Genomic DNA, 26,970 nt, shown 5'->3' on the forward strand with positions numbered 1-26,970 from the left:
TCAGCCTCAAGCCTTGAAGTGACCGGATTTGCCGCCGATCTTTTCCAGCAGACGGATGGAGCCGATTTCCATGCCTTTATCGGCAGCCTTTGCCATATCGTAGATGGTCAGGCACGTGATAGACACGGCTGTCAGGGCTTCCATCTCGACACCGGTCTTGCCGGACAGCTTGACGGTGGCCTGTACGCGAAGGCCGGGCAGGGCGTCATCTTCGGTAATGTCGACCGAGACCTTCGTCAGCATCAGGGGATGGCAGAGCGGGATGAGATTGGCGGTCTGCTTGGCGGCCATGATGCCGGCGAGACGGGCCGTGCCGATCACGTCACCCTTCTTGGCATTGCCTTCGCGGATCAACGACAGCGTTTCCGGCTTCATCGTCACGAAACCTTCGGCGACCGCAACGCGCGTCGTCTCGGCCTTGTCGCCGACATCGACCATATGGGCTTCGCCGGAGGCATCGATATGGGTCAAGCGCGGATCGCTGCTCATTCGGCAGCCGCTGCGTTTTCGCCGTTGAGCAAAATATGGGTCGCCGCGGTTACGTCCTGCTTGCGCATCAGGCTTTCCCCAACAAGGAAGGTGGTGATACCCGATGCTTTCAGGCGCGTGCAATCCTCGTAGGTGAAGATGCCGCTTTCGCCCACCAGCAATTTATCGGCAGGCACCATCCTGGCCAGACGCTCGCTGACATCGAGGCTGACCTCGAAGGTGCGAAGATTGCGATTGTTGACGCCGAGCAGCGGTGAGGTGAGTTTCAGTGCGCGTTCGGTCTCTTGCTCGTCGTGGACTTCGACAAGCACATCCATGCCAAGCAAGAAAGCTTCGTCTTCCAGCCGCTTTGCTTCGTCGTCCGTCAGCGATGCCATGATGATGAGAATGCAGTCGGCACCCCAGGCGCGCGCTTCATGGACCTGATAGGTTTCGAACATGAAATCCTTGCGCAGCGCGGGCAGGGTGCAGGCCTTGCGGGCGGCTGTGAGAAATTCCGGAGCGCCCTGAAAGCTCGGCGTGTCCGTCAGCACCGAAAGGCAGGCCGCACCACCGGCCTCGTAGGCTTTTGCCAGCGCAGGCGGATCAAAATCGGGACGGATAAGACCCTTGGAAGGGCTGGCCTTCTTGATCTCGGCGATGAGGCCGAATGTTCCTTCGCTCTGCCTGCGCTTCAGCGCATTGTAGAAGCCGCGCGGTGCGGTCTGGTCGGAGGCCATCGCCTTGAGGTCTGCAAGGGACACTGCCGCCTTCGCAGCGGTGATTTCGTCTCGCTTGTAAGCTTCGATCTTTTTCAGAATGTCGCTCATGGCTTTGCCTGCTCTTCGTTCGAAACTGCAATCAACCTGTCGAGGGCCGCTGTCGCTCTGCCGTCATCCAGCGCGGAACTGGCGATCTTCATGCCATCCGCCAGCGTTTCGGCCTTGCCTGCGACCACCAGAGAAGCGGCTGCATTGCACAGCGAGACATCGCGGTAGGGGTTTTGGGCGCCACCGAGAACGTCGCGCAATGCGGCTGCATTGGCAACGCCATCGCCACCCTTGAGATCATCGATGCGGGCGACACCAACGCCAAAATCTTTCGGTGTCAGCTCGAAACTGCGGATTTTGCCATTTTCCAGTGCCGCCACCCGGGTGGTCCCGGTGGTCGTGATCTCGTCCAGACCGTCACCATGCACGACCCACACGCTTTCCGAACCGAGGTCGCGCAGCACTTCTGCCAGAGGAACCAGCCAATGCGGTGCGAACACGCCGAGCAGCTGCTTTTTGGCGCCTGCAGGGTTGGACAGAGGGCCAAGCAGGTTGAAGATCGTGCGCGTGCCAAGTTCAACCCGGCTCGGGTTGACATGGCGCATCGAGGAATGGTGACGCTGGGCGAACATGAAACCAAGACCGGCCTCGCGGATGCAGAGGCTGATCAGGTCCGGCTCGATATCGAGCTTGACACCCAGCACGGACAGCGCATCCGCCGTGCCGGACTTGGAGCTCAAAGCCCGGTTACCATGCTTGGCAACCGGTACACCAGTCCCTGCAACGATGATGGAGGCGAGGGTGGAGATATTGTAGGTGCCAAGGCCATCGCCACCGGTTCCGACGATATCCATGGCATCGGCAGGTGCGCTGACGGGTATCATTCGGGAGCGCATGGAAGAGACCGCACCGGAGATTTCGTCCACCGTTTCGCCCCGCACCCGCAAGGCCATGAGGAACGCACCGATCTGCGATGGAGTCGCTTCGCCGGACATCAGAATGTCGAAGGCCTCCCGGGACTGCTCCCGGCTGAGGCTTTCGCCGTTGGCAACCTTGGCGATCAGCAGCTTCAAGTCGGCCATGTGCGCATGTTCCCGTTTGCGGCTCAGTAGTTGGTCAGCGCCTGGTCGGCGGCAGCCTGGTTGATGGTCACACCGTAATCGCTCTGAAGACGGCTGACCATCTGGTCGAGCATATCGTCGCCTGCGGCCGTAGCCATGGCGGTGATCTGCTGGTCGTTGTTATCAAGCGCGTCGGATGGCGTGGTGGTGTTGACATCCGTGACCTTGAACAGGACACGGCTGGAACCATCCGTATCGGGTGCGGTCCCAACGAGGCCGTTTGCGCCAGCAAAGACAGCGGAGACAGCCTGCTGCCCCAGAAGTGCGTCTTCGCTGGTGCGGCGAAGACCCATCTTGGTTTCCACGGCAAGGCCCATCTCGCTGGCAATAGTCGCCAACGTTTCGCCCTTTTCGGCGCGTGCCTTCAACTCGTCGGCCTTGGCGGCAAGCGCCGTGCGCTGCTGCTCGGCTGTCCAGTCGGCAACGACTTGCTCCTTGACTTCGTTGAGCGCTCTGTCACGGGGTGCGATGACCTGCTGAAGATCGAACCAGACATAGCCTTCGCGACCGATGTTGACGGCGGGCGCATCGACGCCCTGTTCAGCCTTGAAAACCTCGGCGACGAGTTCGGATGTTGGCAAGCCTTCGACGGGGTTGCCCTTTTCATCCTGTCCATTGGCATCGACGGCGTTCACGGTGACAGTCTTAAGGTTCAGTTGTGTCGCGGCGTCCGTCAGCGACGAACCACCGCCACGCAGATCTTCGTAACGGTCGTGAACGGCGTTCATTTCTTCGGCCGCCTTGGTGGTCGCGAGGTTTGTGCGAATTTCTTCCTTCGCCTCGTCCAACGTCTTCATGCTTTCGTTCTTGATGCCGGTTACGCGCAGGATGACCGGACCGAATGAGCCATCGACGACAGGTGAAACGCCACCATCCTTCTGGATGGCGAAGGCGGCTTCTGCGACGGACTGGTCTGGAACCGTGTCTTTTGTGAATTCGCCAAGTGTCACATCGGCAGGCTGTTTGCCCTGATCTTTCACCACCTGATCATACGTGGTCGTGCCAGCGCGGATCTGTGCGGCAGCGGCCTCGGCCATTTCCTTGTCCGAAAACGTCAGCTGTTCAATCGTACGGCGTCCCGCTGTCCGGAAGTTGTCTTTGTTGCCTTCGTAATAATCGGAAATCTGCTGGTCGGTAATCGCACCCTGATCGGCAATGTCGCTCGGCTCGAGCTTCACGTAGCTGAACTTGCGATACTCCGGCGCACGATACTTGTCCTTGTTCTTTTCAAACCATGCGGCCAGCACATCGTCAGCCGGCGCCTTGACCGGATCAATGTTGGCGTTGGAGAGAAGAATATAGTCGATGGAGCGCTGCTCGTCGCGATACTGCTTCAACGCATCAACGAGGACCTGCGGCGGCTTGAAGCCATCGGACACGGCGTCAACGATCTGGCCACGCACGGCAACCTTGCTGCGTTCCTTGACGTAATCGTCTTCATTGAACCCAGCACCGCGTAACCGCTGGCTGAACAGGTTACGGTCGAACTGGCCAGTGGGCGACTTGAAGGACGGGTCTTCCGAAATCAGTGTCGCCAGACGGTCTTCTGAAAGACCCAGGTTCATCTTGGATGCCAGTTCGTCGAGAGCGGCACCGGCGGCGAGCTGGCTGAAGACCTGACGGTCGAGGCCGAACGCCTTGGCCTGCTCTGTCGTCAACCGTGTCCCGAACTGGCGACCGACATCGGCCATCTGGCGCTGGTAGGCGAAACGGTACTCGTTGGGAGAGACGGTCTGATCACCGACCGTCATCACGGAATGTGAGTTGCTCGTCACCAGAGATGCGGAAACGCCCCACACGCCGAAGGACAGGACGAGGAGCAAAAGAAGAATTTTTGCCGCCAGGGTACGAGAAGCACTTCTCAGAGAATCGAGCATCGTTATGCAAACCTCACAATATTCGCCCGTTACGCCGGGTCTGTGCGGCTTCCTTAAATCAATCCGCTTTGAAATTGAAGGCTAAATTCCGCTGAAAAGCGCGCATTGCCAAACGATGACGTGAGATTTTGCCAGGTAATGCGGATCTTGCGGCAACCCTTACCTGACAGGCGTGATGGAGGTCGCGAAAGGCGGGCGATCCCTCGCCGATTGGTGGGAACAAAAAAGCCGCCTCTCTGTCGGGCGGCTTTCGTATCATGACGACGTTTAATGGGGTAATCGCGGTCTCTGCATCAGAACAACTTCGAGCGATCCAGCAGGATCTTGAAATCCTCGTCTTCCTTGCGAGTTTCCGATACGACGGAAATGAAGGAGGCGACGAACATGATGCTAATGAGGGCTGCCAGCAAGGTTAATGTCGTAACCATAGTATTCAACTCCGGAGTTGAACGTCTACCCCTCCCGCCCTATCAGTAATAGTTTGTGTACTGAGAGCGAGATGTAAGCTGTGGGAAGTCAGGACCATTGTCTTGCGGCTTCTGACCGTAAAGGCTGAACGTCGTTGCTACCATCGCGATAACCAACATTGTCCATGCCGTGCTGATCACGCCGATTTTGGAAGACGTAGACTGATTTACTTTTGTAAACATGTGTTCGTTCCTTTAACTGCGATCTGAACGCGTGATCTTTGATCCAGTTCCGCGTTATTGTTAAAAATCGATTAGCATTTCGCCTGTGAAGCGTTGTTGAATGCTTCGTTCATCTGGTGTTCAGAAAATTGGCAGTTCACGTCAATCCATGAAGACATATTCAACGACGAGGGATGTCGCGATTGTCAGGATCATCATGAACACCAGCATTTCCATCTCCGATTGGGCGACGTGCCCGTTTGCCATTCGATGAGACCTTTATAACGACCTGCCTTGAAGCCGCGCTGAACAGGGTATTCATGTGATGTTCACCCGCCGATTTCGGCTTTCGAGTACATCCTCCGGTCTTGCGAAGACCGGCCTTCCATGACAAAAGGCGGCACAACCAACGTTCAGTATCGGGAGCGATATGACGATTGCCTTTTACCCCGGATCATTCGATCCGATGACCAACGGACATCTGGATGTGTTGATCCAGTCGCTCAACGTTGCGTCGCAGGTGATCGTTGCCATCGGTATTCATCCCGGCAAGGCGCCGATGTTCAGCTTCGAGGAGAGGGCAGACCTCATTCGTCTTTCCCTAGCTCATGCGCTGCCAAACGCCATGGAGCGACTGCGTGTCGTGTCCTTCGCCAATCTGGTGGTGGATGCTGCTCGCGAACACGCCGCCACACTCCTCGTTCGCGGGCTGCGGGACGGCACTGATCTGGATTACGAAATGCAGATGGCGGGCATGAACAGGCAGATGGCACCTGATATCCAGACCGTCTTTCTACCTGCCGGAACAGCGTCGCGGCCCATTACCGCCACATTGGTTCGTCAGATCGCAGCAATGGGCGGTAATGTGGAGGCTTTTGTGCCGAAAGCCGTGTTGCAAGCCCTCAACAGCAAGCTGAGCCCCCGTCTCAGTGATAATTCTGGAGCCTAATCCAATGAAACTGCTTCGATTTGCCTTCGCAGGCGCTCTGTTCGTCAGCGCCATCGCCGCCAGCACCATCGCTTCTGCTGCCGAATTCCTGACGATTCAGCTAAAAGACGGGCCCGTTGTCATCCAGCTCATGCCGGAAGTCGCACCGAAGCATGTGGCGCAGATCAAGGCGCTCGCCGAAAAGGGCGCTTACGATAATGTTGCGTTTCACCGTGTCATTCCCGGCTTCATGGCCCAGACGGGTGACGTGCAGTACGGCAATATGAGCAAGTCGTTCAATGCCCAGCGCGCAGGCACCGGTGGTTCCGATCTGCCGGACCTTCCCGCCGAATTCTCGAAAACGCCATTCGAGCGCGGCACCGTGGGCATGGCCCGCTCGCAGAGCCCCAACTCCGCCAACTCGCAGTTCTTCATCATGTTCGATCAGGGGTCGTTCCTGAACGGGCAATATACCGTCGTCGGCAAGGTCGTGTCCGGCATGGAATTCGTTGACAAGATCAAGAAGGGGCAGGGCGGCAACGGCGAAGTTTCCGATCCCGACCGCATGGTCAAAGTTACCGTCGGCAAGAAATAAAACCGGGCGGATGCCCACGTAAAAGGAGAGACACCATGGCCGAGATCAAAGATCCGGAAAACACCCTCATCATGGAAACGACGACCGGCAAGGTCGTCATCCAGCTTATGCCGGAAGTGGCCCCTGGCCACGTTGCACGCATCAAGGAACTGGTTTCCGAACAGGCCTATGACGGCGTCGTATTCCACCGCGTCATCACCGATTTCATGGCGCAGACCGGCGACGTGAAATTCGGCAAGAAAGGTTCGGAAAGCTTCAACCCGTCGCGTGCTGGCATGGGCGGTTCCGAAAAGCCTGATCTTCAGGCTGAATTCTCCGCCATTCCGCACGTTCGTGGCACATGCTCGATGGCACGTTCGCAAAGCCCGAACTCCGCCAACTCGCAGTTCTTCATCTGCTTTACCGACAGCCCATGGCTGAACAAGCAGTACACGGTCTGGGGTCAGGTCATCGAGGGCATGGAAGCCATCGACAAGATCAAGCGCGGCGAGCCTGTCAAGGACCCGGATTCCATCATCTCCATCCGCCTTGCTTCTGCAGCCTGAGCGTAGGATATAGAGATCCAGCCCGCCTCGCAGGTCCCTGCGGGGCGGGTTTTGATATTCAAGAGCCCCCATCATGCGTGTAGACCTGTTCGACTTCGACCTTCCTGACGACAATATCGCACTTCGCCCGGCCAATCCGCGCGACAGTGCACGCCTGCTTGTGGTCGATCCGAACATTGGCCGCAGGACGGACCATCAGGTTTTCGATCTCCCGGGCTTCCTGAAACCGGGCGATGCGCTCGTCTTCAACGACACACGCGTCATTCCAGCCCAGCTTGAAGGCGTGCGTCTTCGCGAGGGCGCACCGGAAACTGCCGTTTCCGCCACGCTGCATATGCGGGCCGACGCCAGTCGCTGGAAGGCTTTTGTCCGGCCCGGCAAGCGCATCAAACGGGGCGACCGCATCCGCTTCGGCTACGAGCGCGACAATGCCTGTGGTCTTGCCTTTCTAGAGGCAACCGTCGAGGAGAAGGGCGAGGAGGGCGAGATCACCCTGCTGTTTGACGTCTCCGGCCCGGTGCTGGATGAGGCCATTGCCTCCGTCGGCCACATCCCATTGCCACCTTACATCGCTGCCAAGCGTCCTGAAGACGCGCAGGACCAGACGGACTATCAGACCATCTATGCCCGCGAAAAAGGTGCCGTCGCGGCCCCTACGGCAGGCCTGCATTTCACGCCCGCTCTGTTCGAAGCCCTGGATGCAGCCGGTATCGAGCGACACTTTCTGACGTTGCATGTGGGAGCTGGTACGTTTCTTCCCGTCAAGGCTGACGATACGGAGGAGCACAAGATGCATCTCGAGATCGGCTACGTCTCCGAGGAAACGGCGGCCAGGTTGAATGCCGTCAAGGCGAGGGGCGGGCGCATCGTCTGCGTCGGTACCACATCGCTTCGGCTGATCGAGAGTGCGGCTGCCGACGATGGCCAGATCAAGTCGTGGTCGGGTGCCACCGGTATCTTCATCACGCCGGGTTATCGCTTCAAGGCGGTCGATATTCTGATGACCAATTTTCATCTGCCGAAATCCACGCTGTTCATGCTGGTGTCGGCATTCTGCGGACTGGACACGATGCGTGAGGCCTATGCCCATGCGATTGCGACCGGTTACCGTTTCTATTCCTATGGCGATTCAAGCCTTCTGTTCCGGAAAAACTGATGCAAGAGAACTTTACCTTCACCCTCAAAAAAACCGATGGTGGCGCGCGCCTCGGTGAAGTCGCCATGCCACGCGGTGCCATCCGCACGCCAGCCTTCATGCCGGTGGGCACCGTTGGAACCGTCAAGGCCATGTATCTGGATCAGGTGCGGGAACTCGGCGCCGATGTTATCTTGGGTAACACCTATCACCTGATGCTGCGTCCCGGCCCCGAGCGGATTCAACGCCTTGGTGGTCTGCATGAGCTGATTCGCTGGCCGCATCCGATCCTGACCGATAGCGGCGGATTCCAGGTCATGTCTCTTTCCGGCCTGCGCAAGTTGGATGAAAAGGGCGTGACGTTCAAAAGCCATGTGGATGGATCGCTGCACCACATGTCGCCGGAACGCTCCATCGAAATTCAGGGCATGCTGGATTCTGACATCCAGATGCAGCTGGACGAATGCATTGCTCTGCCTGCCGAGCGTAAGGAGATCGAGCGCGCCATGGAAATGTCGCTGCGCTGGGCAGAGCGCTGCCGTGTCGCCTTTGGCGAGCAGAAGGGCAAGGCGATGTTCGGCATCGTGCAGGGCGGAGATCAGCCGGATCTGCGCATACGCTCGGCAGAAGGCCTGAAACAGCTCGACCTCAAGGGCTATGCTGTCGGCGGTCTTGCCGTGGGCGAGCCGCAAGACGTGATGCTGGCCATGCTGGAAACGACGCTTCCGGTTCTGCCGACCGAAAAGCCGCGTTACCTGATGGGCGTTGGCACACCGGACGATATCTTGAAATCGGTCGCACGTGGTATCGATATGTTCGACTGCGTCATGCCGACACGGTCCGGTCGCCATGGTCTGGCCTTTACAAGGCGTGGCCGCGTCAATATCCGCAATGCCCGCCACGCCGAAGATATGCGGCCGCTGGACGACCAGTCGAATTGCCCGGCATCGCGCGATTACTCCCGCGCCTACCTGCACCACTTGTCGCGCTCCAACGAGGCGCTGGGCGGCATGCTTCTGTCCTGGCACAACCTGGCCTATTATCAGGAGCTGATGCAGGGGATCCGCAAATCCATAGAAGAAGGCCGCTTTGCGGATTTCTACGCCGAGACCATTGAAATGTGGGCGAAAGGCGATATCGATCGCCTCTGATGTCTAGAGGGATCGAACGGATTTGCTGACCGCGCCTTATGTGCTTTTTCGCGATGATACGACCGGCACGGTAACGCTGTTTACTGAGCCGGATGAGCTTATCGTCGCGAATGAGGTGGAGGAGTTCTTTCCGGCGCTGGAGCGGATGCAGACCGCGCGTGCCGGGGGGAAATATCTTGCCGGTTACATGTCCTATGAGGCGGGCTATCTCTTCGAGAAAAAGCTGGCACCGCTGGTAAGGACGAAGCGCGATGTGCCGTTGCTGTGCTTTGGCGTGTTCGCGTCACCAGCCAGTGATGTCGAGCAGGCGAGCCCCGGTCCACTCATCGATGCAGACGACTTTCTTAGCGACATTAAACCCGGATGGACGCTCGACGAATACAGCTCGCAATTTGCAAGGCTGCACCAGCATCTGCGGCAGGGAGATTGCTATCAAGCCAACCTGACGATGCCTGTCAACGCCCACTGGAACGGTGATCCTCTCGCGGCATTCTGGTCGCTGATATCCAGGCAGCCGGTGAAATATGGCGCGCTTGTCGATCTGGGTGGCCCCATGATCCTGTCGCGTTCGCCAGAATTGTTTTTCTCAGTGAGGGATGGCTGGATCGAAACGCATCCTATGAAGGGTACTGTCAGGCGTGGCGGCTCACCAGCGCAAGACGCCGCATTGATTGCCGACATGCTGAAGGACGAAAAAACGCTCGCCGAAAACCGTATGATCGTTGATCTCTTGCGCAATGATATTTCACGAATCACAGAAGTCGGCACGCTGGACGTTCCGAAGCTCTTCGAGATCGAGACGTATCCCACCGTGCATCAGATGGTCAGTCATGTGAGGGCCAAGCTTTTGCCCGGTCTGGTAATCGAGGATATTTTCGCTGCGCTCTTTCCCTGCGGCTCGATCACGGGTGCGCCGAAGATGCGCGCGATGGAAATCCTGAACGACCTGGAGATTGGTCCACGCAATGTCTATTGCGGTGCCATTGGCATGATTTCACCCGATGGAGACATGCGTTTCTCGGTGGCAATCCGCACCATCACGCTGTTTGAGAACGGCACTGCCACTTTCAATGTCGGCGGCGGGATCGTGTTCGATTCGGTTGCTGATGCGGAATATGAGGAATGCCTGTTGAAGGCGAAGTTCGCGACAGGTGACAGGCGGCTGGTCTAGAGTATTGGCTAAACCGATGGCCCTGCATGCACCGTGAACGTCATCCGCGGGACAAGCCCGAGGATGACGTTGAGGTTGCTTTGCTCCTCACGCCTTTTCGGCAAGAAAGGAATGGCCTTTCCCAATAGCAGCGTCCTCCGGCGCATGGCACCGAGGGATGATTTTGGTTGATTGATCAATCAATAAACCACCACGCCGCGGATGCTCTCGCCCGAATGCATCATCTCGAAGCCGTGGTTGATGTCTTCCAGCGGCATGGTGTGGGTGATCATCGGGTCGATCTGGATTTTGCCATCCATGTACCAATCGACGATCTTGGGAACATCCGTTCGACCGCGTGCGCCGCCGAAGGCAGTGCCCATCCAGTTGCGGCCCGTGACCAGTTGGAACGGGCGCGTCGAGATTTCTTGACCCGCACCGGCGACACCGATGACCACAGATTTACCCCAGCCGCGATGAGAGCTTTCCAGTGCCTGACGCATGACCTTGGTGTTGCCGGTACAATCGAAGGTGTAATCCGCACCGCCAATCGTATCGCCGTTGCGCTTGGTCATGTTGACGAGATATGGCACGATGTCGTCACCGACTTCCTTCGGATTGACGAAGTGTGTCATGCCGAATTTTTCGCCCCAAGCCTTACGGTCGTTGTTGATATCGACACCGATAATCATATCAGCACCGGCAAGGCGCAAACCCTGCAACACGTTGAGGCCAATGCCTCCAAGACCAAAGACGATTGCTGTTGAGCCGATTTCGACCTTGGCTGTGTTGATGACCGCGCCGATGCCTGTCGTCACGCCGCAGCCGATGTAGCAGATCTTGTCGAACGGCGCGTCGGGATTGACCTTGGCCAGCGCAATTTCCGGCAGCACCGTGAAATTGGCGAAGGTCGAGCAGCCCATATAATGGAAGATCTTGTCCTTGCCGATGGAAAAGCGCGAGGTGCCGTCGGGCATGAGACCCTGTCCCTGCGTCGTGCGGATGGACGTGCAGAGGTTGGTTTTGCGGCTGAGGCAAGAATAGCACTCGCGGCATTCCGGCGTGTAGAGCGGGATGACGTGGTCGCCTTTTTTCAGAGACGTCACACCCGGACCGACATCAACGACAATGCCAGCGCCCTCATGGCCGAGAATGGCTGGGAACAGTCCTTCAGGGTCGGCACCTGACAAGGTGAAATCATCCGTATGGCAAATGCCTGTGGCTTTGACCTCGATCAGCACTTCGCCAGCGCGTGGCCCTTCGAGCTGAACCGTCATGATTTCCAGTGGCTTGCCTGCCTGAACAGCGACTGCGGCGCGAACGTCCATTTTAGTCTCCTTAGGTGCGTCTCGAATGTGCAACGACTTTTGCCCGACCTTGGCGAAGGGAACAAGGGCAACAGGCCATATTCGTCAAACTTCCGCGACGCCGATCAAGGCCCGTTGGGCGCTGCGGCGCTCCCGCCAGATGATGAAGAGGCCGGACGCGACGATGATGAGAATACCGATCCATTTCGACGCCGTGGGAAAATCAGAAAACAGAACGTAGCCCAGAACAGTCGCGGAAATGATTTCGAAATACTGAAAGGGAGCCAGCAGCGAAATCGGTGCCAGGCGGAACGCCTTCACGACGAGGAGATGCATATAGCCCGATATCGAGCCCAGCAAGACCAGAAGCACCAGACCATGGCCCCAGCCGGGCAACGACATCTGGAAATTTTCATCGCCCAGCCAGAAACCAATCAGCAGAGCGACCGCCATGAACACCGTGCCAGCGATGCCCGCCATGGTCTGCATGACCAGAGGGCTATCTGCATCCCCCAACGCGCGGTTGAGAAAAAGGTAAAGTGTAAACAGAAAAGCGCAGGCAACGGGCAGGAGTGCGGTCCAGCCAAAGATCTCGAAGCTCGGCTGTATCACGATCATTGCGCCCATGAAGCCGACGGCAATCGCACTCCAGCGCATCCAGCCAACTTTTTCGCCCAGAAACAATGCCGACATCATGGTCAGCAGAAACGGCTCGACGAAATAGATGGCAAACACATCCGCCAGCGGCATGTATTTGACCGCCGCGAAGAACGTCAGGCTGGCTGCGGCATGCAAGACGCCACGCAGCAGATTAAGCCATGGACGTTTGGCAGAGAGCAGGGCTTTCGGAGACATGAGCAGCAACAGGGGCAAGGTGCAGACCAGTTGGAAGAAGAAGCGGTAGAACGTCACCTGGGCCGGCGACATGCCTTCGCTGATCGCCATATATTTCGCAATCGCATCCATGACCGGCAGCACGATCATGCAGACTGCCATGATCAACATGCCTTTCAGGGCACTCTGGCTTGGAACAGGAGAGGCCATACAAACACCATTTGTGGAGGACATTGAGATTGATCAGACTCTGTCTGGTGTTGCAATCGGTGAAGCGGTTAAAGCCAAAACAAAACCCGTCGAAAATTTCGACGGGCTTGCTTCGGTACTCATAGTCATCGAAAGCGACAGTTGAGGCTATTGGTCACTTGTCGCGCGTCACGGACATTTCACCGAATATCCGCGCCATTTCCTTCTGGACATTTTCGTCCGCAGGCGTGTCTGTGTTCACAGGGGCCACGCGCTCCGAAAAAGCCGGTTCAGTTTTGGGATCCAGGCTAACGTCAGGCGTCTCGGCTGCGTTGTTCTTTGCGATCTCTGCCTGCAGGAAGCTCTCGAAATCACTGGTCAACTGGTCACCGAAGACGGCGCCGTTTTCATCCGGCCCAAGCGGCACCGGCTTGGCCGGACTTGCGGAGGCGGTGACGAGCGTTTCGTTACGATAGGTTGGCAGAACCCGTTCACGGGCAGCGTCGAGGAAATCGACAGCGTTGTTTTGATCGATAAGGGGGGGCTGAACCGCTGGCTCCGCCTTGATTGCTGGCGCAGGAGTAACAGGCGGCGCGACCTGACGTTCCTGAACCGACGGTGCCAATACATTGGATCTGTCGACGGGTTCGACGGCAAGGGACGCCGCAGTGACGGCGGGCACCACCGCTGGCGTGAACGGCGCGACCACCGGCTCTCTGGCGACTGTCTTTGGTGCCGGTGCGACGTCAGGAGCGGGCGACGGCATCGGTGGAACAACAGGACGCGGCGCGGCTGGCGCCGGTGATGCTACAGCTGCAGGAGACGCAACAGGTACGGCCTGTCGTGGTGCGGCTGTCGGTGTCGGTCTCGCAGCCACCGTTGGGGCAGGCTGGACTGCGGGCGCTGCCGGTCTAGCAGGAGCTGTAGCGGCGGCTGATGCTGGCCTTTCGACAGGCAGTGGCGCAGACGAAACCGGCATGTCCGGCGAAGACGAGCGTGCCTCCTGCTCGCGTGATGGTCCAAGATGTCGTGGCCGCTCAGGAGCAACGGCCTTTTCCCGTGGCGGCGATTCCAGCATTTCGTTCTGTGGTTCGCGAACATCTTTCATGAAAGGAATGGCGCCGATGCCGCTTTCGATAACGATATCGGTGGGGCCACCAATCATCACGAGATGCTCGACATTGTCGCGACGGACGAGCACGAGGCGACGTCGCGTATCGATCGCTGTGGCATCCAGGACCTGCAGGCGCGGCTGACGATTTTTGCCGCCGCGAATGAAGGGCGAAGAACCGCCGCGTCTGCGAATAAGCCACAGGATGATCGCCAGAGCCAGAAGTGCCACGCCGACACCCACGACTGCAACGATCAGATTGTTGCCATACGTGCCGATCAATTCGTCCATCATCGAGCCAGTTCCTCAGTCTTTTGCCGGGCAAATGATTGCCGCATCTGGTTTTTTCAAGAAGTTTTACGCGAAAAGACGATTTTTTTGCGCCGAGTACAAGTTTTTATCCTTCTAAGGCCGCTAAAATTCTAGGCGGCATGGCGGTAATAACGTTGCACGCGTGGCAAAGGTGCCACGCAAGGTGCGATATCGCACGGAATCAGGCGTATTCTTTGTGTATTGGCAAAGGTTTATGACGACACGGAGCTTTTTGATATTTCCGCAAATTGCTACAAGAGACAGACAAAAGCGATTCCGTTCGAGGTTTTGTCTTCGAATGCGTAGGGGTCGGATAAACTGCAAGGGTTAGAGCCTCGATGACCAAGGTGAGCCAAGCCAGCGACAATGACTTTCCTTTGGTGGACAGGCGGGCCAGGTCCGGGACCCTCTTGCGAATATTGCTTCTCGCTCTCGTTCTTGTCGCTGCTGCTGTCGGTTTTGTCTATTTCAAGAATTCCTTGGAAAACGAGGTCGTACTGGGCATTCTCGGTATCCTCGCGATGCTGGGTATCTTCTTCCTTGTGTCCTCGGCCATCGGGTTTATCGAGGTCATGCCGCAATCCCAGTCCGACGGAATGGCGCGGCGATTTCTGTCATCCAACCCGGACGGCACTCTGATCACAGACCCGAAAGGGCGGCTGGTCTATGCCAATGCGACCTACTGCCAGATGACCGGCGCGACCAAGGCGACCGACATTCAAAGTCTCGAAACGCTGCTGTCGCGGGACCGGGAATCGACCGAAGCCCTCTATCGTCTCATCAACGGTCTGCGTGACGGCACGGACGGCTACGAAGAATTTCGCCTTCTGAAGCCCTTGAGCGCTGCTCCATCTCAGTCCGGCCCACACTGGTATCGCCTGAAGGCACGCCTGTTGAAGGACACGAGTGGAAAAGATCTTCACGTTTTTCAGATCGCCGATATTACCACGGAGCGTGAAGATCAGGAGCGTTTTTTCCGTGAACTTCAAAACGCTATCGACTACCTCGACCATGCGCCTGCGGGTTTCTTTTCCGCTGGAAAAAAAGGCGAGATCGTCTACCTCAACGCCACGCTGTCGCAATGGCTTGGCATTGATCTGGCGCAATTTTCGCCAGGGTCGCTGACGGTATCGGATATCGTGGCGGGCGAGGGGATGGCGCTGATCGAATCCGTTCAGCCCCAGGCTGGAGCCAAGCGCACGGAAATGCTTGATCTCGATATGCGCCGCGTCAATGGACAGAGCATGCCAGCGCGTCTGGTCCATGAGGTGACTGCCGCGCGGGACGGTGCGCCGGGCGAAAGCCGGACCATCGTACTGATGCGCTCCAAGGGCAAGGAAAACGCCGAGTCGGCATCCGCCATGCGTTTTACACGCTTCTTTAACAACACGCCGATGGCGATTGCGTCTCTGGATGGTGACCGTCGAATTCTGCGCACCAACGCGCCGTTCCTCAAACTGTTTTCAGGTGTCGTTGGCCGGGATGATATCGATAACGGTGTGGTTCTCGATGCTGTCCTGCTCGACAATGACAAGCCAAAGCTGCTGGAAGCGATCGACGCCGCAAAAGATCGCCAGGGTGATATCGCGCCGTTTGATTCGCGCCATCCGACCGATGAGGCTCGTCATTTCCGCTTCTACGTCCATGCTGTTCTGGATCAGGACGATGAGGCCCCGGAAGAGGTCGCGATTGTCTATGCCATTGAGGTGACCGAGCAGAAAGCGCTCGAAACACAAATGGCGCAGACCCAGAAGATGAATGCGGTTGGCACCTTGGCAGGTGGCATCGCACATGACTTCAACAATGTTTTGACCGCCATTCTGCTGTCGTCGGACCATTTACTGCTTCAGGCACGTCCTGCCGATGCCAGCTTTGCGGACCTGATGGAAATCAAACGCAATGCCAACCGTGCCGCCGTCCTCGTCCGGCAATTGCTGGCCTTTTCACGCAAGCAGACCATGCGCCCTGCCGTGTTGAACCTGACGGATGTCATCGGCGACCTGCGCATGCTGGTCGATCGTTTGATATCCGGGACCAACGTCAAGCTCGATGTTGATTACGGTCGGGACCTGTGGCCTGTCAAAACCGATCTGTCGCAGTTCGAGCAGGTGCTGATCAATCTGTGCGTGAACGCTCGCGATGCCATGCCGCAAGGCGGAAAGATCAAGATCATCACCCGCAACATGACGGCAGACGATATCGTCGCTCTTGGCCGTGCGGACCTGCCCACGGAAGACCTTGTGATGATCGAGGTCGCCGATACGGGCACTGGCATTCCGCCGGAGATCATGGACAAGATTTTCGAGCCTTTCTTCACCACGAAGGAAGTGGGCAAGGGAACGGGCCTTGGCCTTTCGATGGTCTACGGCATCGTCAAGCAGTCGGGTGGCTACATCTATCCGGATTCGGAAGTGGGCAAGGGAACCGCATTCCGCATCTTCCTGCCGCGTCATATCGTCGAAGTGGTTGCGCCGCTTGAGGGTGAAGCGCTGCGGGAAGCTGTTGCAGCCGCTGCCGCCAAGGATGCCGCTGCAAAAGACGAGCCGCTCGATCTGACCGGCAAATCCGCAGTCGTTCTTCTGGTGGAAGACGAAGAAGCGGTGCGCCGGGGCGGCAAACGTATGCTCGAAACGCGAGGCTATACGGTGCATGAGGCGGGTTCCGGCACGGAAGCGCTTGAGGTGCTGGAGGAATTGGAGGGCAAGGTCGACATCGTCGTTTCAGACGTCGTCATGCCTGAAATGGACGGCCCGTCGCTGCTGCGTGAACTTCGCAAGACCTATCCCGAGATGAAGTTCATCTTTGTGTCTGGTTACGCGGAGGACGCTTTCGCGAAGAACCTGCCAGCCGATGCGAAGTTCGGTTTTCTGCCGAAGCCATTTTCCCTGAAACAGCTTGCGGTCGCCGTCCGCGAAATGCTGGACAGTGAAAATTGACAGCCCCGTCATGCGCTCATATTCTTTAGCCCAACAAGTCGGCGGCACCGGGCCGGCTGCTGTGCCGAACTGCGGCGCAACGGTCGGTCATTCTCTCTACACCAAGAGGCGAGACAATCTACCAACACCTGCTCATCAGGCTGCAAAAAATCACGACAGTGGAGGAGGTCGGCTTCGTGCTGGCCGATATCCAGCAACTGTTCGATTTTCTTTGCTATTATGTTCTTGATACCTCGCGTCTGCTGGAAAAAGAGCCGATATCGTTTCTGTTTCCCTCCAATATTGCAGCCTCACTGTTTTACAACGTTGATGAATGCATTGCCTATTATGCGTCGATTTTCATCCAGTCTCCTGGCAGTCTTGGTCCTGAACGTTGGGACCTTTCAGAGACCGAAACAGGCAATTGCATTACGCCGGAAGCGGCAGCCACGTTTCGAGCGGGTGGCCTGGTAAGAGGCGCGATGTTTCCCGCTCTTGGAATTTCCGGAGCCCCGCGCCTGATTGGATTTGCCGGTGACCGACCTCATCTCACTCTCGACGAGATTGAGAAACTAAACGTTCTGATGATTCACGCTCATGCGCGCCTGACGACCATCACCGGACATCAGGTGCAGGAAAGACAGCCCTTGTCCGGGCTGGAAAAGCAGGTGATGTCATTGGCCTTGGAAGGTCATGGTTTCGAGACGATCGCCACGACGATGGCCCTCACAAGCCGCACGATCAACTACCTGGCCAAGGCTATTTGCCGTAAGATGGAGGTGGAAAGCCTGGAGCATGCAGTTGCTGTTACGCTGAGACGACGAACGCTTCTGTGAGGTTGCAGCTTGCCGTGATCGACGGAAGCAATTCTTCCTTCCGATTGTGATGCGTGAACGGATTAATGATTGCGCTGCGCATCGAGGGGCTTAAAATCGCAGAGAGAAGACCTAGATATGGTGAAGCGAAATACAGGCTCGCGTGACCGAAACGGTAGCGCGATGACGATCTGGAGAATGATGTGAGATGATCGCGACGTCGATCTACATGCAGGGTGACCATGACGGGGACGAAGGCGGTGCGAACCGCGGAACCTCGGTGATTACCCGCACCAAACCAAAGACAAAAAAACCCAATCTTTACCGTGTTCTTTTGTTGAACGACGATTATACTCCCATGGAGTTCGTTATCCACGTTCTGGAGCGTTTCTTCCAGATGGACAGGGAAAGTGCGACCCGCATCACGTTGCGAGTACACCAGCATGGTGTCGGCGAGTGCGGGGTATTTACATATGAAGTCGCAGAGACGAAAGTAAGCCAGGTCATGGATTTCGCCCGACAGCACCAGCATCCGCTGCAGTGTGTCATGGAAAAGAAATGAGGATCGCAACGTGCCAACTTTTTCCCCAAGTCTAGAGAAGGCGCTGCATCAGGCATTGACCTTTGCAAATGAGCGTCATCATGAATACGCCACGCTGGAGCATCTGTTGCTGGCGCTGGTGGACGACGCCGATGCCGCAGCCGTGATGGGCGCTTGCAATGTCGATCTCGACGCACTCCGCAAAACGGTTGTTGATTACGTAGACAACGAACTTTCCAACCTCGTGACCGGCTACGATGAGGATTCCAAGCCGACCTCCGGTTTCCAGCGCGTGATCCAGCGTGCCGTCATCCATGTCCAGTCTTCTGGACGGGAAGAAGTCACCGGTGCGAACGTCCTCGTTGCCATCTTTGCCGAGCGCGAAAGCCACGCAGCCTATTTTCTGCAAGAGCAGGAAATGACACGCTATGACGCCGTAAACTACATTTCACACGGCATCGGCAAACGCCCCGGCTCGTCCCAGACCCGAGCGCCGCGCGGTGCTGAAGAAAATGAGAACGAGGCCAAGCCCGCCCGCAGCGGTGGTATCGAGGACGATTCTGCTGGACCGAAAAAGCAGCAGGATGCGCTGAAGGCCTATTGCGTCAACCTTAACGAGAAAGCCAAGGGCGGCAAGATCGATCCGTTGATCGGTCGTCATGCCGAGGTGAACCGCACCATTCAGATCCTTTGCCGTCGCTCGAAGAACAACCCGCTCTATGTGGGCGATCCAGGTGTGGGCAAGACCGCCATTGCCGAAGGTTTGGCAAAGCGGATCGTGGAGGGCAAGGTGCCCGAAGCGTTGAAAAATGACACGATCTTCTCACTCGATATCGGTACGCTGTTGGCCGGAACACGCTATCGCGGTGATTTCGAAGAGCGTTTGAAGCAGGTCGTCAAGGAACTGGAGGAGACGCCGGGCGCTGTTCTCTTCATTGATGAAATTCACACCGTTATCGGTGCAGGTGCTACCTCCGGCGGCGCCATGGATGCATCCAACCTGCTGAAGCCCGCCTTGTCCTCCGGCGCAATCCGTTGCATCGGCTCGACGACATACAAGGAATATCGCCAGTTCTTCGAAAAGGACCGGGCGCTTGTTCGTCGTTTCCAGAAGATTGACGTCAACGAGCCATCCATTGAAGATGCAATCGAGATCATGAAGGGCCTCAAGCCCTATTACGAGAGCTATCACCATCTTCGCTATTCCAATGAAGCCATCAAGGCCGCAGTGGAGCTTTCGGCACGTTACATCTCCGACCGCAAGCTGCCGGACAAGGCGATTGACGTGATCGACGAGACAGGTGCCGCGCAAATGCTGCTGCCAGCATCCAAGCGTCGCAAGCTGATCACGGAAAAGGAAATTGAAGTCACGATCGCGACCATGGCCCGCATTCCGGCCAAGACGGTATCGAAAGATGACGAGACGGTTTTGGCCAATCTCGAAAAAGAACTGCGTTACGTGGTTTATGGTCAGGATACGGCCATCGAAGCCCTGTCGACGGCAATCAAACTGGCCCGTGCAGGACTGCGTGAGCCCGACAAGCCAATCGGCTCCTACGTCTTTTCCGGTCCGACCGGCGTCGGAAAGACGGAAGTCGCAAAGCAGCTTGCCGCCTCCCTCGGCGTCGAGATGCTTCGTTTCGACATGTCGGAATATATGGAACGCCACACCGTTTCACGTTTGCTTGGCGCACCTCCCGGCTATGTGGGCTTCGAGCAAGGCGGTCTTCTGACTGACGGTGTGGATCAGCATCCGCATTGCGTCGTGCTGCTGGACGAAATCGAGAAGGCGCATCCGGAAATCTACAACATTCTGTTGCAGGTCATGGATCACGGCTCGCTGACGGACCACAATGGCAAGAAGATCGACTTCCGCAACGTCATTCTGATCATGACGACCAATGCGGGTGCGTCGGAAATGGCGAAGTCAGCAATCGGCTTCGGTTCTTCCAAGCGTACGGGCGAAGATGAAGAGGCCCTGAACCGTTTGTTCACACCGGAGTTCCGCAACCGTCTGGATGCGATCATTCCGTTCTCGCCATTGCCGACTGCGGTCATTCACAAGGTGGTCCAGAAATTCGTCATGCAGCTGGAAACCCAGCTGTCCGAGCGCAATGTGACATTCGTTCTGAACGACGATGCGGTCAGCTGGTTGGCGGAAAAAGGCTATGACGAAAAAATGGGTGCCCGTCCGCTTGGGCGCGTCATTCAGGAATACATCAAGAAGCCGCTCGCCAACGAGATTCTCTTCGGGAAGCTCAAGAAGGGTGGCGTCGTGACTGTCTCCATCGGCAAGAAGGATGATGGCACTGAGGGGCTGAAACTGGACGTCGTATCGGAAAGCGCATCGGTCAAGCCAAAGCCTGAAGCCGAGCTGAAGGCCGCCAAGACCGTGAGCAAGGCCAAGGGCAAGGCAAAAACCGCAAAGGCTGAAAAAGCCGAGCCGGACGTAGATATTGCCGTTTTGGATGCGGACAAGGCAGCCGGAGCCGAGAAGCCCGCGCGCAGGACAAACACGGTGCCCAAGGTTCCGAAGAAGAAGTAAGCTGTGTTTCACGTTTAAAAAAAGTGCCGGGTTTGACGCCCGGCACTTTTAGTTTTGTCGGTACCGGACTTTAGCATGTTTTCAGAACGTGAAGCACAGCCCCTTTACCTCTGGTTTTTCAGAGGCATGAAAGGCATTTTTTCACTGCCCGCCCTCATTCTCATGACGTCTTTCGTCGGGTTCAGCGCTTTTGCTTTGGAGTCTGGCGTAACGCGCGGAGAAGCGGTGTTCATGACCTTGTCGGTCTGGGCGCTTCCTGCAAAGATGATTCTGATTGGAGCCATGAGCAGCGGCGCTGGCCTGGCGACGTGCTTTCTGGTCGTAACATTGTCATCGATCCGCATGATGCCGATGGTGGCCTCCATCGTGCCGGAAATGCGAACAGCAAAAACGCCGACCTGGATCTTGCTGTTCCTGTCACACTTTGTCGCCATTACGGCTTGGGTCTACGCAACGCAAAATCTCAGCAAGGTACCCCGAGAGGCGCGCGTTGCGTGGTTCATCGGCTTTGGAATGACGTTGACGCTGGTCAACGCCGTAATTGTCGGTGTTTGCTATGGCGTGGTCGCGGCCTTTCCGCCAATCGTCGCTGGCGTGTTGTTTTTCCTGACACCTGTCTATTTCGTCTCGTCCATCTGGGCCACAGCCCGGCATACGGTCGTCAAGGTCGCTTTTGTCATTGGCGTCATCGCTGGTCCACTGTTTGCCATGGTCGAACCCGAATTCGATATTCTCTATGCCGGTATAGGCGGCGGAACACTTGCCTATCTTATCGATCGCTTCTGGTTTCGGCGCGCAAACGCATCCACGTCAGTGGAGGGTGAGCCATGATGACGGACGCATGGTGGGCGCCTTATCTCTTCATCGCCTTTGCAGGCTGGCTCGCGACAGACCTGTGGCGCTGGCTCGGCGTTGTCGCCGGCAATCGTCTGAAGGAGGGGTCCGAAACACTCAACTGGGTGAGGGCGGTGGCAACGGCTCTCGTCATGGCGGTCACGGCAAAGCTGATCGTCTTCCCGACAGGTACGCTGGAAAATTCGCCAATGTGGCTCCGCATCGGCGCGGCATCGCTCGGATTTGCGGTTTTTCTATTGGCGCGCCAAAGGGTGTTGGTTGGGGTGGTGGTCCCGATTGTTCTGCTTGCCGTCGGCCTTTTGGCTCTCGACCTGCGATAAGGCTAGGGTTTACGTAACGTTCAAGTCTCAACGATAGCTTTGGCCGCAACGGAGATACTTATGCGATTGTTGCCAGCTGAGCGTGTCCTCATTCTTCTCGTCGCCGTCGTGGCATTCGCCGATCTTATTTTGATCATGGCGAAAGGCATCTCGATTGACTGGATGGGCTACGCATTTCCCGGTTTCGGAGCTTTGGCTTTGATGATCGGGGGATTATATTATCGGACGCACCGCGGCGAAGAGCGCCTTGCAGTGGTCTTGATTGCTTCAGGGCTTTTCATCGTTTTCACACTTGTCGCATCGGTCTTCAACTATCTTCTGCTTCCAATCCGCATGACGCCATTCGATGGGCTGCTGGTCCAAGTCGATGCAATCTTTGGCTATAGTTGGCCGAGGGCCGTTGCGGTCGCCGCTGAATGGCCGATCATATCCAGAATACTTTTTTACGTCTATTTCAGCTCACTTCCGCAGCTTGCCTTCGTGATCGTCTTGCTGGGGTTTTCAGGCAAAACCAATGCCCTGTGGCATTTTCTGCTGACCGGTTTCATTGGTGTCATCGGTTCCATCGCAATCTGGTTGGTATTTCCGACCTTCGGGCCATCGACGCTATACGTTTTGTCTCCAGACCTTTTGTCGAGAATTGAACTGGGCGTGACACCGAACTACGGAGACGAGCTTCTGAGGCTCGGCCGCGAAGGGGCAGGCTACATTTCTCCAAGAAATGTGCTGGGCCTCATTGGTTTCCCGTCGTTTCACACCGTCATGGCGTGCATGTCCGTCGTCTTTTTAGCGCGCATCAGGTCGATTTTTCCATTCGTCCTTATCGTCAATGTCGTAATGCTGCCGGCCATTCTCGTCCATGGCGGACATCACCTCAGCGATGTCCTTGGCGGCATGGCGATGTTTGGGTTGGCCTATGTTCTGGCGGGAAAGGTGCTTGCAACGTTGTCTTCAGAAGAAGCGGAGCCGGATGCAAAAATGCCGATTTGAAACATCAGCGCGCCTGATCAGCCGAGCGCGGCCTTGATCTTCTCCGCATGCGCTCTCAACACATCACCATCTGCCATGGTGCCGCTGTGCGGCTTCATGGGTTCGTGTTCGTTGCGTGGTATGACGTGGAAGTGCAGGTGGAAAACGGTTTGTCCGGCCGCTGCCTCGTTAAACTGCGCTACATTGACGCCTTCGGCGTCGAAAGCGTGCTTTGCGGCGATGGCCAGTTTTTGGACCACTGCGATGGTCTTCGCCAAAACAGCAGGATCGGCATCCAAAATATTGCGCGAGGCTGCTTTGGGGATGACGAGCAGGTGGCCGGGTGCTTGTGGCATGACATCCATGAACGCCAGCGTGTCATCGTCTTCGTAGACCTTCGCGCAAGGTATTTCACCGCGCAGGATTTTGGCGAAGATGTTGTTGGTATCATAGGCCGATGTCATCACATGTCTCCTGGTATAATGGTGCAATCAGTCGTCTGCTTCCGGGCGCTCACCCTTTCGGAATGGACTATGCTCATCGAGATAGTCTGCGATCTGCTCGACTTCGTTGCGTTCACGCTGCAGATAATCAGCAATGGCACGACGCAAGCCCGGATGGGTGATGAAATGGGCGGAACGTGTCGTCACCGGAGTGTAACCGCGCGCAAGCTTATGCTCGCCCTGCGCACCCGCTTCAACGCGCTTCAGCCCTTTTGCCAGCGCAAAATCGATGGCCTGGTGGTAGCAGACTTCGAAATGCAGATAGGGGTGGTCTTCGATGCACCCCCAATGGCGCCCATAGAGAGCCTCTCCACCGATGAAATTGATGGCGCCCGCGATATAACGCCCCTCGCGTTTTGCCATGACGAGCAGGATATCATCGGCCATGCGCTGGCCGATCAGCGAGTAGAAGTCTCGGGTGAGGTAGGGGCGACCCCATTTGCGGCTGCCGGTGTCCTTATAGAAGGCAAAGAACTGGTCCCAGATATCTTCGGTCAGATCGCTGCCTGTCAGCCAGTCAATTTCGATGCCGTTTTCCAGTGCGGCGCGTCGTTCCTTTTTCAGGCCCTTGCGCTTGCGCGACGATAGGGCATCGAGAAAATCGGCGTGGTCGCGGTAGCCATTGTTGATAAAATGGAATTGCTGGTCTGTGCGCGGCAAAAAGCCTTCCTGCACCAGCGCGTCGATATCGTCATCGGGTGCGAAGGTCACGTGTGACGAAGACACTCCGGTTGCTTCTGTAACCTGCCGCAGGCCGGATGCCAGAACCTGACGGAAAGCAGCGTCATCAACACCATTTGTCAGCAGCCGTGGCCCGGTGGCAGGCGTGAAGGGCACCGAGCATTGCAGCTTCGGATAGTAATGGCCGCCCGCCCGCTCTAGTGCATCCGCCCATCCATGGTCGAAAACATACTCGCCCTGACTGTGACTTTTCAGATAGGCAGGGATTGCGCTTTTCAACAGACCATCGCTGTTTTCAAGCAGAAGATGGTGCCCGCGCCAGCCGGTCTTTGCGGTTGCGGAGCCGGACTCTTCCATTGATGACAGAAATGCATGCGATATGAAGGGGTTGTAGTCTTCTGTTTGTGTCGTTTTTGAAGTCCCGGAGAGCCTGTTCCAGCTTTCCGGATCTATGTCCTTGAAGGATTGCTCTACGCGAATGGAATATTCCTCGCTCATGCGCTGGCTGTCGTACCTTCTTTTGGATCGAAACCTTCGAACGTGATCTGGTCCGCATATCTATAGGTATTCTCGCGTCCGATTTCATCCCGCACGGTCCAGGTAATGACGGGAAGGCCGAGTTTTCTTTGAGCGTCAATGAAGCTGTTGGGCAGGTGGGGCCAAGCGTAGGAGATGAAGTCTAGGCCAATCTGCATCGCTTCGTCATGCTTGAAGAAGTCCTCCGGATTTGCACCCTCTGCCGTGAGGCCGAGAGGCCAGGGCGAGCCTGCCGCTTTCAAAGCCTTCAGCAGATGATGATGGAAGCTCATCAGTGCGACCTGACCTTCATAACCCTCCAGCACCTCCAGCACCGCTTCCGCAAAGCCGTCATCGATGCCTTCACCGACCCGACCCTTGAGTTCCAGCACCAACGGGACCTGGCCGTCGCAAAGTTTCAGGAGTTGCTTGAGCGTTGGCACGCGGTCTCTGGTCTGTCCGACCGATAACATGCCAAGTTCACCCGATGTCCGCTCCCGCACATCACCTTTGATACCGGTGAGCCGGGTCATCTCATCGTCATGGAAGACGACGGGAACGCTATCGGAAGCGAGCTGCAAATCGCACTCGATGCTAAAACCCGCCTCGATGGCGCGGGAGAAAGCCGTGAGGGTATTCTCCCACACGGTTTCATTCTGGTCATGATAGCCACGATGGGCAATCGGTGTAGCCGTCAGCCATGAAAGTTTCAGCGTCATCCGTCGATTTCCACGATAGCGTCGATCTCGACTGCGGCGTTGAAGGGTAGGGAGGCCATTCCGACGGCGGCCCGGGCGTGTTTGCCAGCTTCGCCGAGAACATTGGCGATGAGGTTGGACGCGCCGTTGATGACGAGATGCTGCTCGGTAAACTCCGGTACGGATGCGACAAAGCCATTGAGCTTCAAGATACGACGAACCTTTGAAAGGTCGCCATTCAATGCAGCTTTGACTTGCGCCAGAATATTGACGGCGCAAAGTTCGGCGGCACGTTGGGCTGTTGCGACATCGACATCCCGACCGACGTGGCCAGTGACCGCAATCTTGCCGGATTCCATCGGCAATTGACCGGAAACATAAAGCAGATTGCCGCTGATGGTATAAGGTAGATAATTTGCAGCAGGTGCCGCGGCGGCGGGCAGGGTGTAGCCCAATTCCTTCAGGCGAGCTTCGATGGCATCCGACATTTTCGTCTCCGCTTTTGTTGTAAATCGTTCGAAAATCCGGCAAAAAGAACATGATGTCCAAAAGCCGGGCGGTTGCTTGTACAATATGAGCGATGAGTCCAACAGGAGATATTGAATGTTTGTCAGGAACCTTGCCATCGCACTTGCCTCTGGCACCTTTATGGTGATGCCTGACGTCGCAAGCGCTGTGCCTGCCACCGTTCCGAATCTCATCTCCCATCGCGCCGTCTATGATCTGGAGTTGAAGGACGCGTCTGATCGTTCCGGCATCGAAGGCATGACGGGCAGAATGGTCTACGAGTTCACGGGTTCCTCCTGCAAAGGCTATAAAACCGACTTTCGCTTCGTTACCCAGATCAACACCGGTGATGCGGTGCGGCTGACGGATCAGCAGACGACGACGTTCGAGGATGTAGCGTCCAAGAAATTCACCTTCGAGACCAAGTCCTTTACGGATGACAAGCTGGACAAGGAGGTCACGGGCTCCGCTGCGGATGATAACGGTGCGATGAAAATCGACCTGACCAAGCCCGATGTGCGCAAGGTCGATCTGGTCGCCGGCGAATTTCCGACAGAGCACATGGTGCAGGTCATAGAGAATGCAAAACTTGGTAAGCGTATTTTCGAATCTCGGGTGTTCGATGGTTCCGATGATGGCGATGAAAGTCTGATCACGTCTACTTTGGTGGGCAAGGAGCAGGCGCCCACGGACGGCGATGCAGATGCGGGTAAAGCCGGTGATTTTGCAAAGACACCGTTCTGGCCCGTGACGATTGCCTATTACAATGACAAGGCTGGAGCCGACTCGCTTCCTATCTATCGTATGTCGTTCAAGCTTTACGACAATGGAATCACACGCGATCTGACCATGGATTATGGAGATTTCGTGCTGACCGGAAAACTGGCCAAGCTCGATATCCTCAAGCCGGAAAGCTGTGATAACCAGCCTGTCCGCTGATCGATTTCGTTATTTTCGGCATATTTGCTTGCGTTTCTTCAAAA

General features: G+C 56.7%; 28 protein-coding genes. 15 read left to right on the plus strand and 13 right to left on the minus strand.

Going from position 1 to position 26,970, the window contains the following annotated elements; genetic code table 11:
• Positions 1-6 precede the first annotated feature (6 nt).
• The 6 genes from moaC to GGQ73_RS23390 form a co-directional block, all read right to left on the minus strand.
• Positions 7-489, minus strand: a complete 483-nt coding sequence (gene moaC, locus GGQ73_RS18020; RefSeq protein WP_183897309.1) for a cyclic pyranopterin monophosphate synthase MoaC — start codon at positions 487-489, stop codon at positions 7-9.
• The gene (gene trpC / locus GGQ73_RS18025; protein WP_174152856.1) at positions 486-1,298 is read right to left on the minus strand and encodes an indole-3-glycerol phosphate synthase TrpC; all 813 of its coding nucleotides are present in this window, start codon (positions 1,296-1,298) and stop codon (positions 486-488) included. Before trpC ends, moaC begins: the two co-directional genes overlap by 4 nt.
• Positions 1,295-2,320: an anthranilate phosphoribosyltransferase gene (gene trpD, locus GGQ73_RS18030; RefSeq protein ID WP_174152857.1), complete on the minus strand. Its 1,026-nt coding sequence runs from the start codon at positions 2,318-2,320 to the stop codon at positions 1,295-1,297. Before trpD ends, trpC begins: the two co-directional genes overlap by 4 nt.
• A gap of 23 nt (positions 2,321-2,343) precedes the next feature.
• Positions 2,344-4,236, minus strand: a complete 1,893-nt coding sequence (locus GGQ73_RS18035) for a peptidylprolyl isomerase (RefSeq protein ID WP_183897310.1) — start codon at positions 4,234-4,236, stop codon at positions 2,344-2,346.
• A gap of 293 nt (positions 4,237-4,529) precedes the next feature.
• Positions 4,530-4,664 (minus strand): hypothetical protein, encoded by a 135-nt coding sequence (locus GGQ73_RS23190; RefSeq protein WP_268842319.1) that lies wholly within the window; start codon positions 4,662-4,664, stop codon positions 4,530-4,532.
• Between the two features lie 42 nt (positions 4,665-4,706).
• On the minus strand, positions 4,707-4,886 hold the full coding sequence (locus GGQ73_RS23390) for a hypothetical protein (RefSeq protein ID WP_412762989.1): 180 nt from the start codon (positions 4,884-4,886) through the stop codon (positions 4,707-4,709).
• A 409-nt stretch (positions 4,887-5,295) separates the two neighbouring features.
• Between GGQ73_RS23390 and coaD the strand changes: the two genes are divergently transcribed.
• The 6 genes from coaD to GGQ73_RS18065 all read left to right on the plus strand — a co-directional run bounded on the left by coaD (position 5,296) and on the right by GGQ73_RS18065 (position 10,390).
• On the plus strand, positions 5,296-5,814 hold the full coding sequence (gene coaD, locus GGQ73_RS18040) for a pantetheine-phosphate adenylyltransferase (RefSeq protein WP_183897311.1): 519 nt from the start codon (positions 5,296-5,298) through the stop codon (positions 5,812-5,814).
• A 4-nt stretch (positions 5,815-5,818) separates the two neighbouring features.
• The gene (locus tag GGQ73_RS18045) at positions 5,819-6,388 is read left to right on the plus strand and encodes a peptidylprolyl isomerase (RefSeq protein WP_174152860.1); all 570 of its coding nucleotides are present in this window, start codon (positions 5,819-5,821) and stop codon (positions 6,386-6,388) included.
• A 35-nt stretch (positions 6,389-6,423) separates the two neighbouring features.
• Positions 6,424-6,933, plus strand: a complete 510-nt coding sequence (locus GGQ73_RS18050; RefSeq protein ID WP_174152861.1) for a peptidylprolyl isomerase — start codon at positions 6,424-6,426, stop codon at positions 6,931-6,933.
• 73 nt (positions 6,934-7,006) lie between these two features.
• Positions 7,007-8,089 (plus strand): tRNA preQ1(34) S-adenosylmethionine ribosyltransferase-isomerase QueA, encoded by a 1,083-nt coding sequence (queA, locus tag GGQ73_RS18055; RefSeq protein ID WP_183897312.1) that lies wholly within the window; start codon positions 7,007-7,009, stop codon positions 8,087-8,089.
• Positions 8,089-9,219, plus strand: coding sequence for a tRNA guanosine(34) transglycosylase Tgt (gene tgt / locus GGQ73_RS18060; RefSeq protein ID WP_183897313.1), 1,131 nt, complete (start codon positions 8,089-8,091; stop codon positions 9,217-9,219). Before queA ends, tgt begins: the two co-directional genes overlap by 1 nt.
• A gap of 22 nt (positions 9,220-9,241) precedes the next feature.
• Entirely contained in the window at positions 9,242-10,390 is a 1,149-nt protein-coding gene (locus GGQ73_RS18065) for an aminodeoxychorismate synthase component I (protein WP_183897314.1), read from the plus strand.
• 179 nt (positions 10,391-10,569) lie between these two features.
• Here the strand turns inward: GGQ73_RS18065 and GGQ73_RS18070 are convergent, their stop codons facing one another.
• Positions 10,570-11,697: an S-(hydroxymethyl)glutathione dehydrogenase/class III alcohol dehydrogenase gene (locus GGQ73_RS18070; RefSeq protein WP_183897315.1), complete on the minus strand. Its 1,128-nt coding sequence runs from the start codon at positions 11,695-11,697 to the stop codon at positions 10,570-10,572.
• Positions 11,698-11,781: 84 nt separating this feature from the next.
• Entirely contained in the window at positions 11,782-12,720 is a 939-nt protein-coding gene (locus GGQ73_RS18075) for a DMT family transporter (RefSeq protein WP_412762990.1), read from the minus strand.
• Here GGQ73_RS18075 and GGQ73_RS18080 point away from each other — a divergent pair.
• The gene (locus tag GGQ73_RS18080) at positions 12,671-12,865 is read left to right on the plus strand and encodes a hypothetical protein (RefSeq protein WP_174152804.1); all 195 of its coding nucleotides are present in this window, start codon (positions 12,671-12,673) and stop codon (positions 12,863-12,865) included. The genes GGQ73_RS18075 and GGQ73_RS18080 overlap by 50 nt on opposite strands.
• Before the next feature lie 9 nt (positions 12,866-12,874).
• Here the strand turns inward: GGQ73_RS18080 and GGQ73_RS18085 are convergent, their stop codons facing one another.
• The gene (locus GGQ73_RS18085; RefSeq protein ID WP_183897317.1) at positions 12,875-14,104 is read right to left on the minus strand and encodes a flagellar biosynthetic protein FliO; all 1,230 of its coding nucleotides are present in this window, start codon (positions 14,102-14,104) and stop codon (positions 12,875-12,877) included.
• A gap of 356 nt (positions 14,105-14,460) precedes the next feature.
• Between GGQ73_RS18085 and cckA the strand changes: the two genes are divergently transcribed.
• The 7 genes from cckA to GGQ73_RS18120 all read left to right on the plus strand — a co-directional run bounded on the left by cckA (position 14,461) and on the right by GGQ73_RS18120 (position 23,103).
• Positions 14,461-17,058, plus strand: coding sequence for a cell cycle histidine kinase CckA (cckA, locus tag GGQ73_RS18090; RefSeq protein ID WP_183897318.1), 2,598 nt, complete (start codon positions 14,461-14,463; stop codon positions 17,056-17,058).
• Between the two features lie 176 nt (positions 17,059-17,234).
• On the plus strand, positions 17,235-17,873 hold the full coding sequence (locus tag GGQ73_RS18095) for a helix-turn-helix transcriptional regulator (protein ID WP_183897319.1): 639 nt from the start codon (positions 17,235-17,237) through the stop codon (positions 17,871-17,873).
• Positions 17,874-18,060: 187 nt separating this feature from the next.
• Complete coding sequence (gene clpS, locus GGQ73_RS18100; protein ID WP_174152870.1) at positions 18,061-18,414, plus strand: ATP-dependent Clp protease adapter ClpS; 354 nt, start codon at positions 18,061-18,063, stop codon at positions 18,412-18,414.
• 10 nt (positions 18,415-18,424) lie between these two features.
• Positions 18,425-20,938, plus strand: a complete 2,514-nt coding sequence (gene clpA / locus GGQ73_RS18105; RefSeq protein ID WP_183897320.1) for an ATP-dependent Clp protease ATP-binding subunit ClpA — start codon at positions 18,425-18,427, stop codon at positions 20,936-20,938.
• 75 nt (positions 20,939-21,013) lie between these two features.
• Positions 21,014-21,769, plus strand: a complete 756-nt coding sequence (locus GGQ73_RS18110; RefSeq protein ID WP_183897321.1) for an AzlC family ABC transporter permease — start codon at positions 21,014-21,016, stop codon at positions 21,767-21,769.
• Positions 21,766-22,113: an AzlD domain-containing protein gene (locus tag GGQ73_RS18115; protein ID WP_183897322.1), complete on the plus strand. Its 348-nt coding sequence runs from the start codon at positions 21,766-21,768 to the stop codon at positions 22,111-22,113. The genes GGQ73_RS18110 and GGQ73_RS18115 overlap by 4 nt, the downstream gene beginning before the upstream one ends.
• Before the next feature lie 60 nt (positions 22,114-22,173).
• Positions 22,174-23,103, plus strand: coding sequence for a phosphatase PAP2 family protein (locus GGQ73_RS18120; protein ID WP_183897323.1), 930 nt, complete (start codon positions 22,174-22,176; stop codon positions 23,101-23,103).
• Between the two features lie 17 nt (positions 23,104-23,120).
• Here GGQ73_RS18120 and GGQ73_RS18125 read toward each other — a convergent pair whose 3' ends face one another.
• From GGQ73_RS18125 to GGQ73_RS18140, 4 genes are read right to left on the minus strand one after another with little or no spacing between them, the layout of a single operon-like run.
• Positions 23,121-23,546 carry an HIT family protein gene (locus GGQ73_RS18125; RefSeq protein ID WP_174152875.1) on the minus strand — a complete coding sequence of 142 codons (426 nt, stop codon included), beginning with the start codon at positions 23,544-23,546 and terminating at the stop codon, positions 23,121-23,123.
• Positions 23,547-23,573: 27 nt separating this feature from the next.
• Entirely contained in the window at positions 23,574-24,764 is a 1,191-nt protein-coding gene (locus tag GGQ73_RS18130) for a GNAT family N-acetyltransferase (protein WP_183897324.1), read from the minus strand.
• On the minus strand, positions 24,761-25,501 hold the full coding sequence (locus tag GGQ73_RS18135) for a glycerophosphodiester phosphodiesterase family protein (RefSeq protein ID WP_183897325.1): 741 nt from the start codon (positions 25,499-25,501) through the stop codon (positions 24,761-24,763). The genes GGQ73_RS18130 and GGQ73_RS18135 overlap by 4 nt, the downstream gene beginning before the upstream one ends.
• Positions 25,498-25,968, minus strand: a complete 471-nt coding sequence (locus GGQ73_RS18140) for a RidA family protein (protein WP_174152878.1) — start codon at positions 25,966-25,968, stop codon at positions 25,498-25,500. Before GGQ73_RS18140 ends, GGQ73_RS18135 begins: the two co-directional genes overlap by 4 nt.
• 115 nt (positions 25,969-26,083) lie before the next feature.
• On the opposite strand from GGQ73_RS18140, the gene GGQ73_RS18145 reads away from it, so the two are divergent.
• Positions 26,084-26,926, plus strand: a complete 843-nt coding sequence (locus GGQ73_RS18145) for a cell envelope integrity EipB family protein (protein WP_183897326.1) — start codon at positions 26,084-26,086, stop codon at positions 26,924-26,926.
• Positions 26,927-26,970: the final 44 nt, after the last annotated feature.

Source organism: Rhizobium skierniewicense (assembly GCF_014196515.1).
Lineage (GTDB): Bacteria > Pseudomonadota > Alphaproteobacteria > Rhizobiales > Rhizobiaceae > Agrobacterium > Agrobacterium skierniewicense.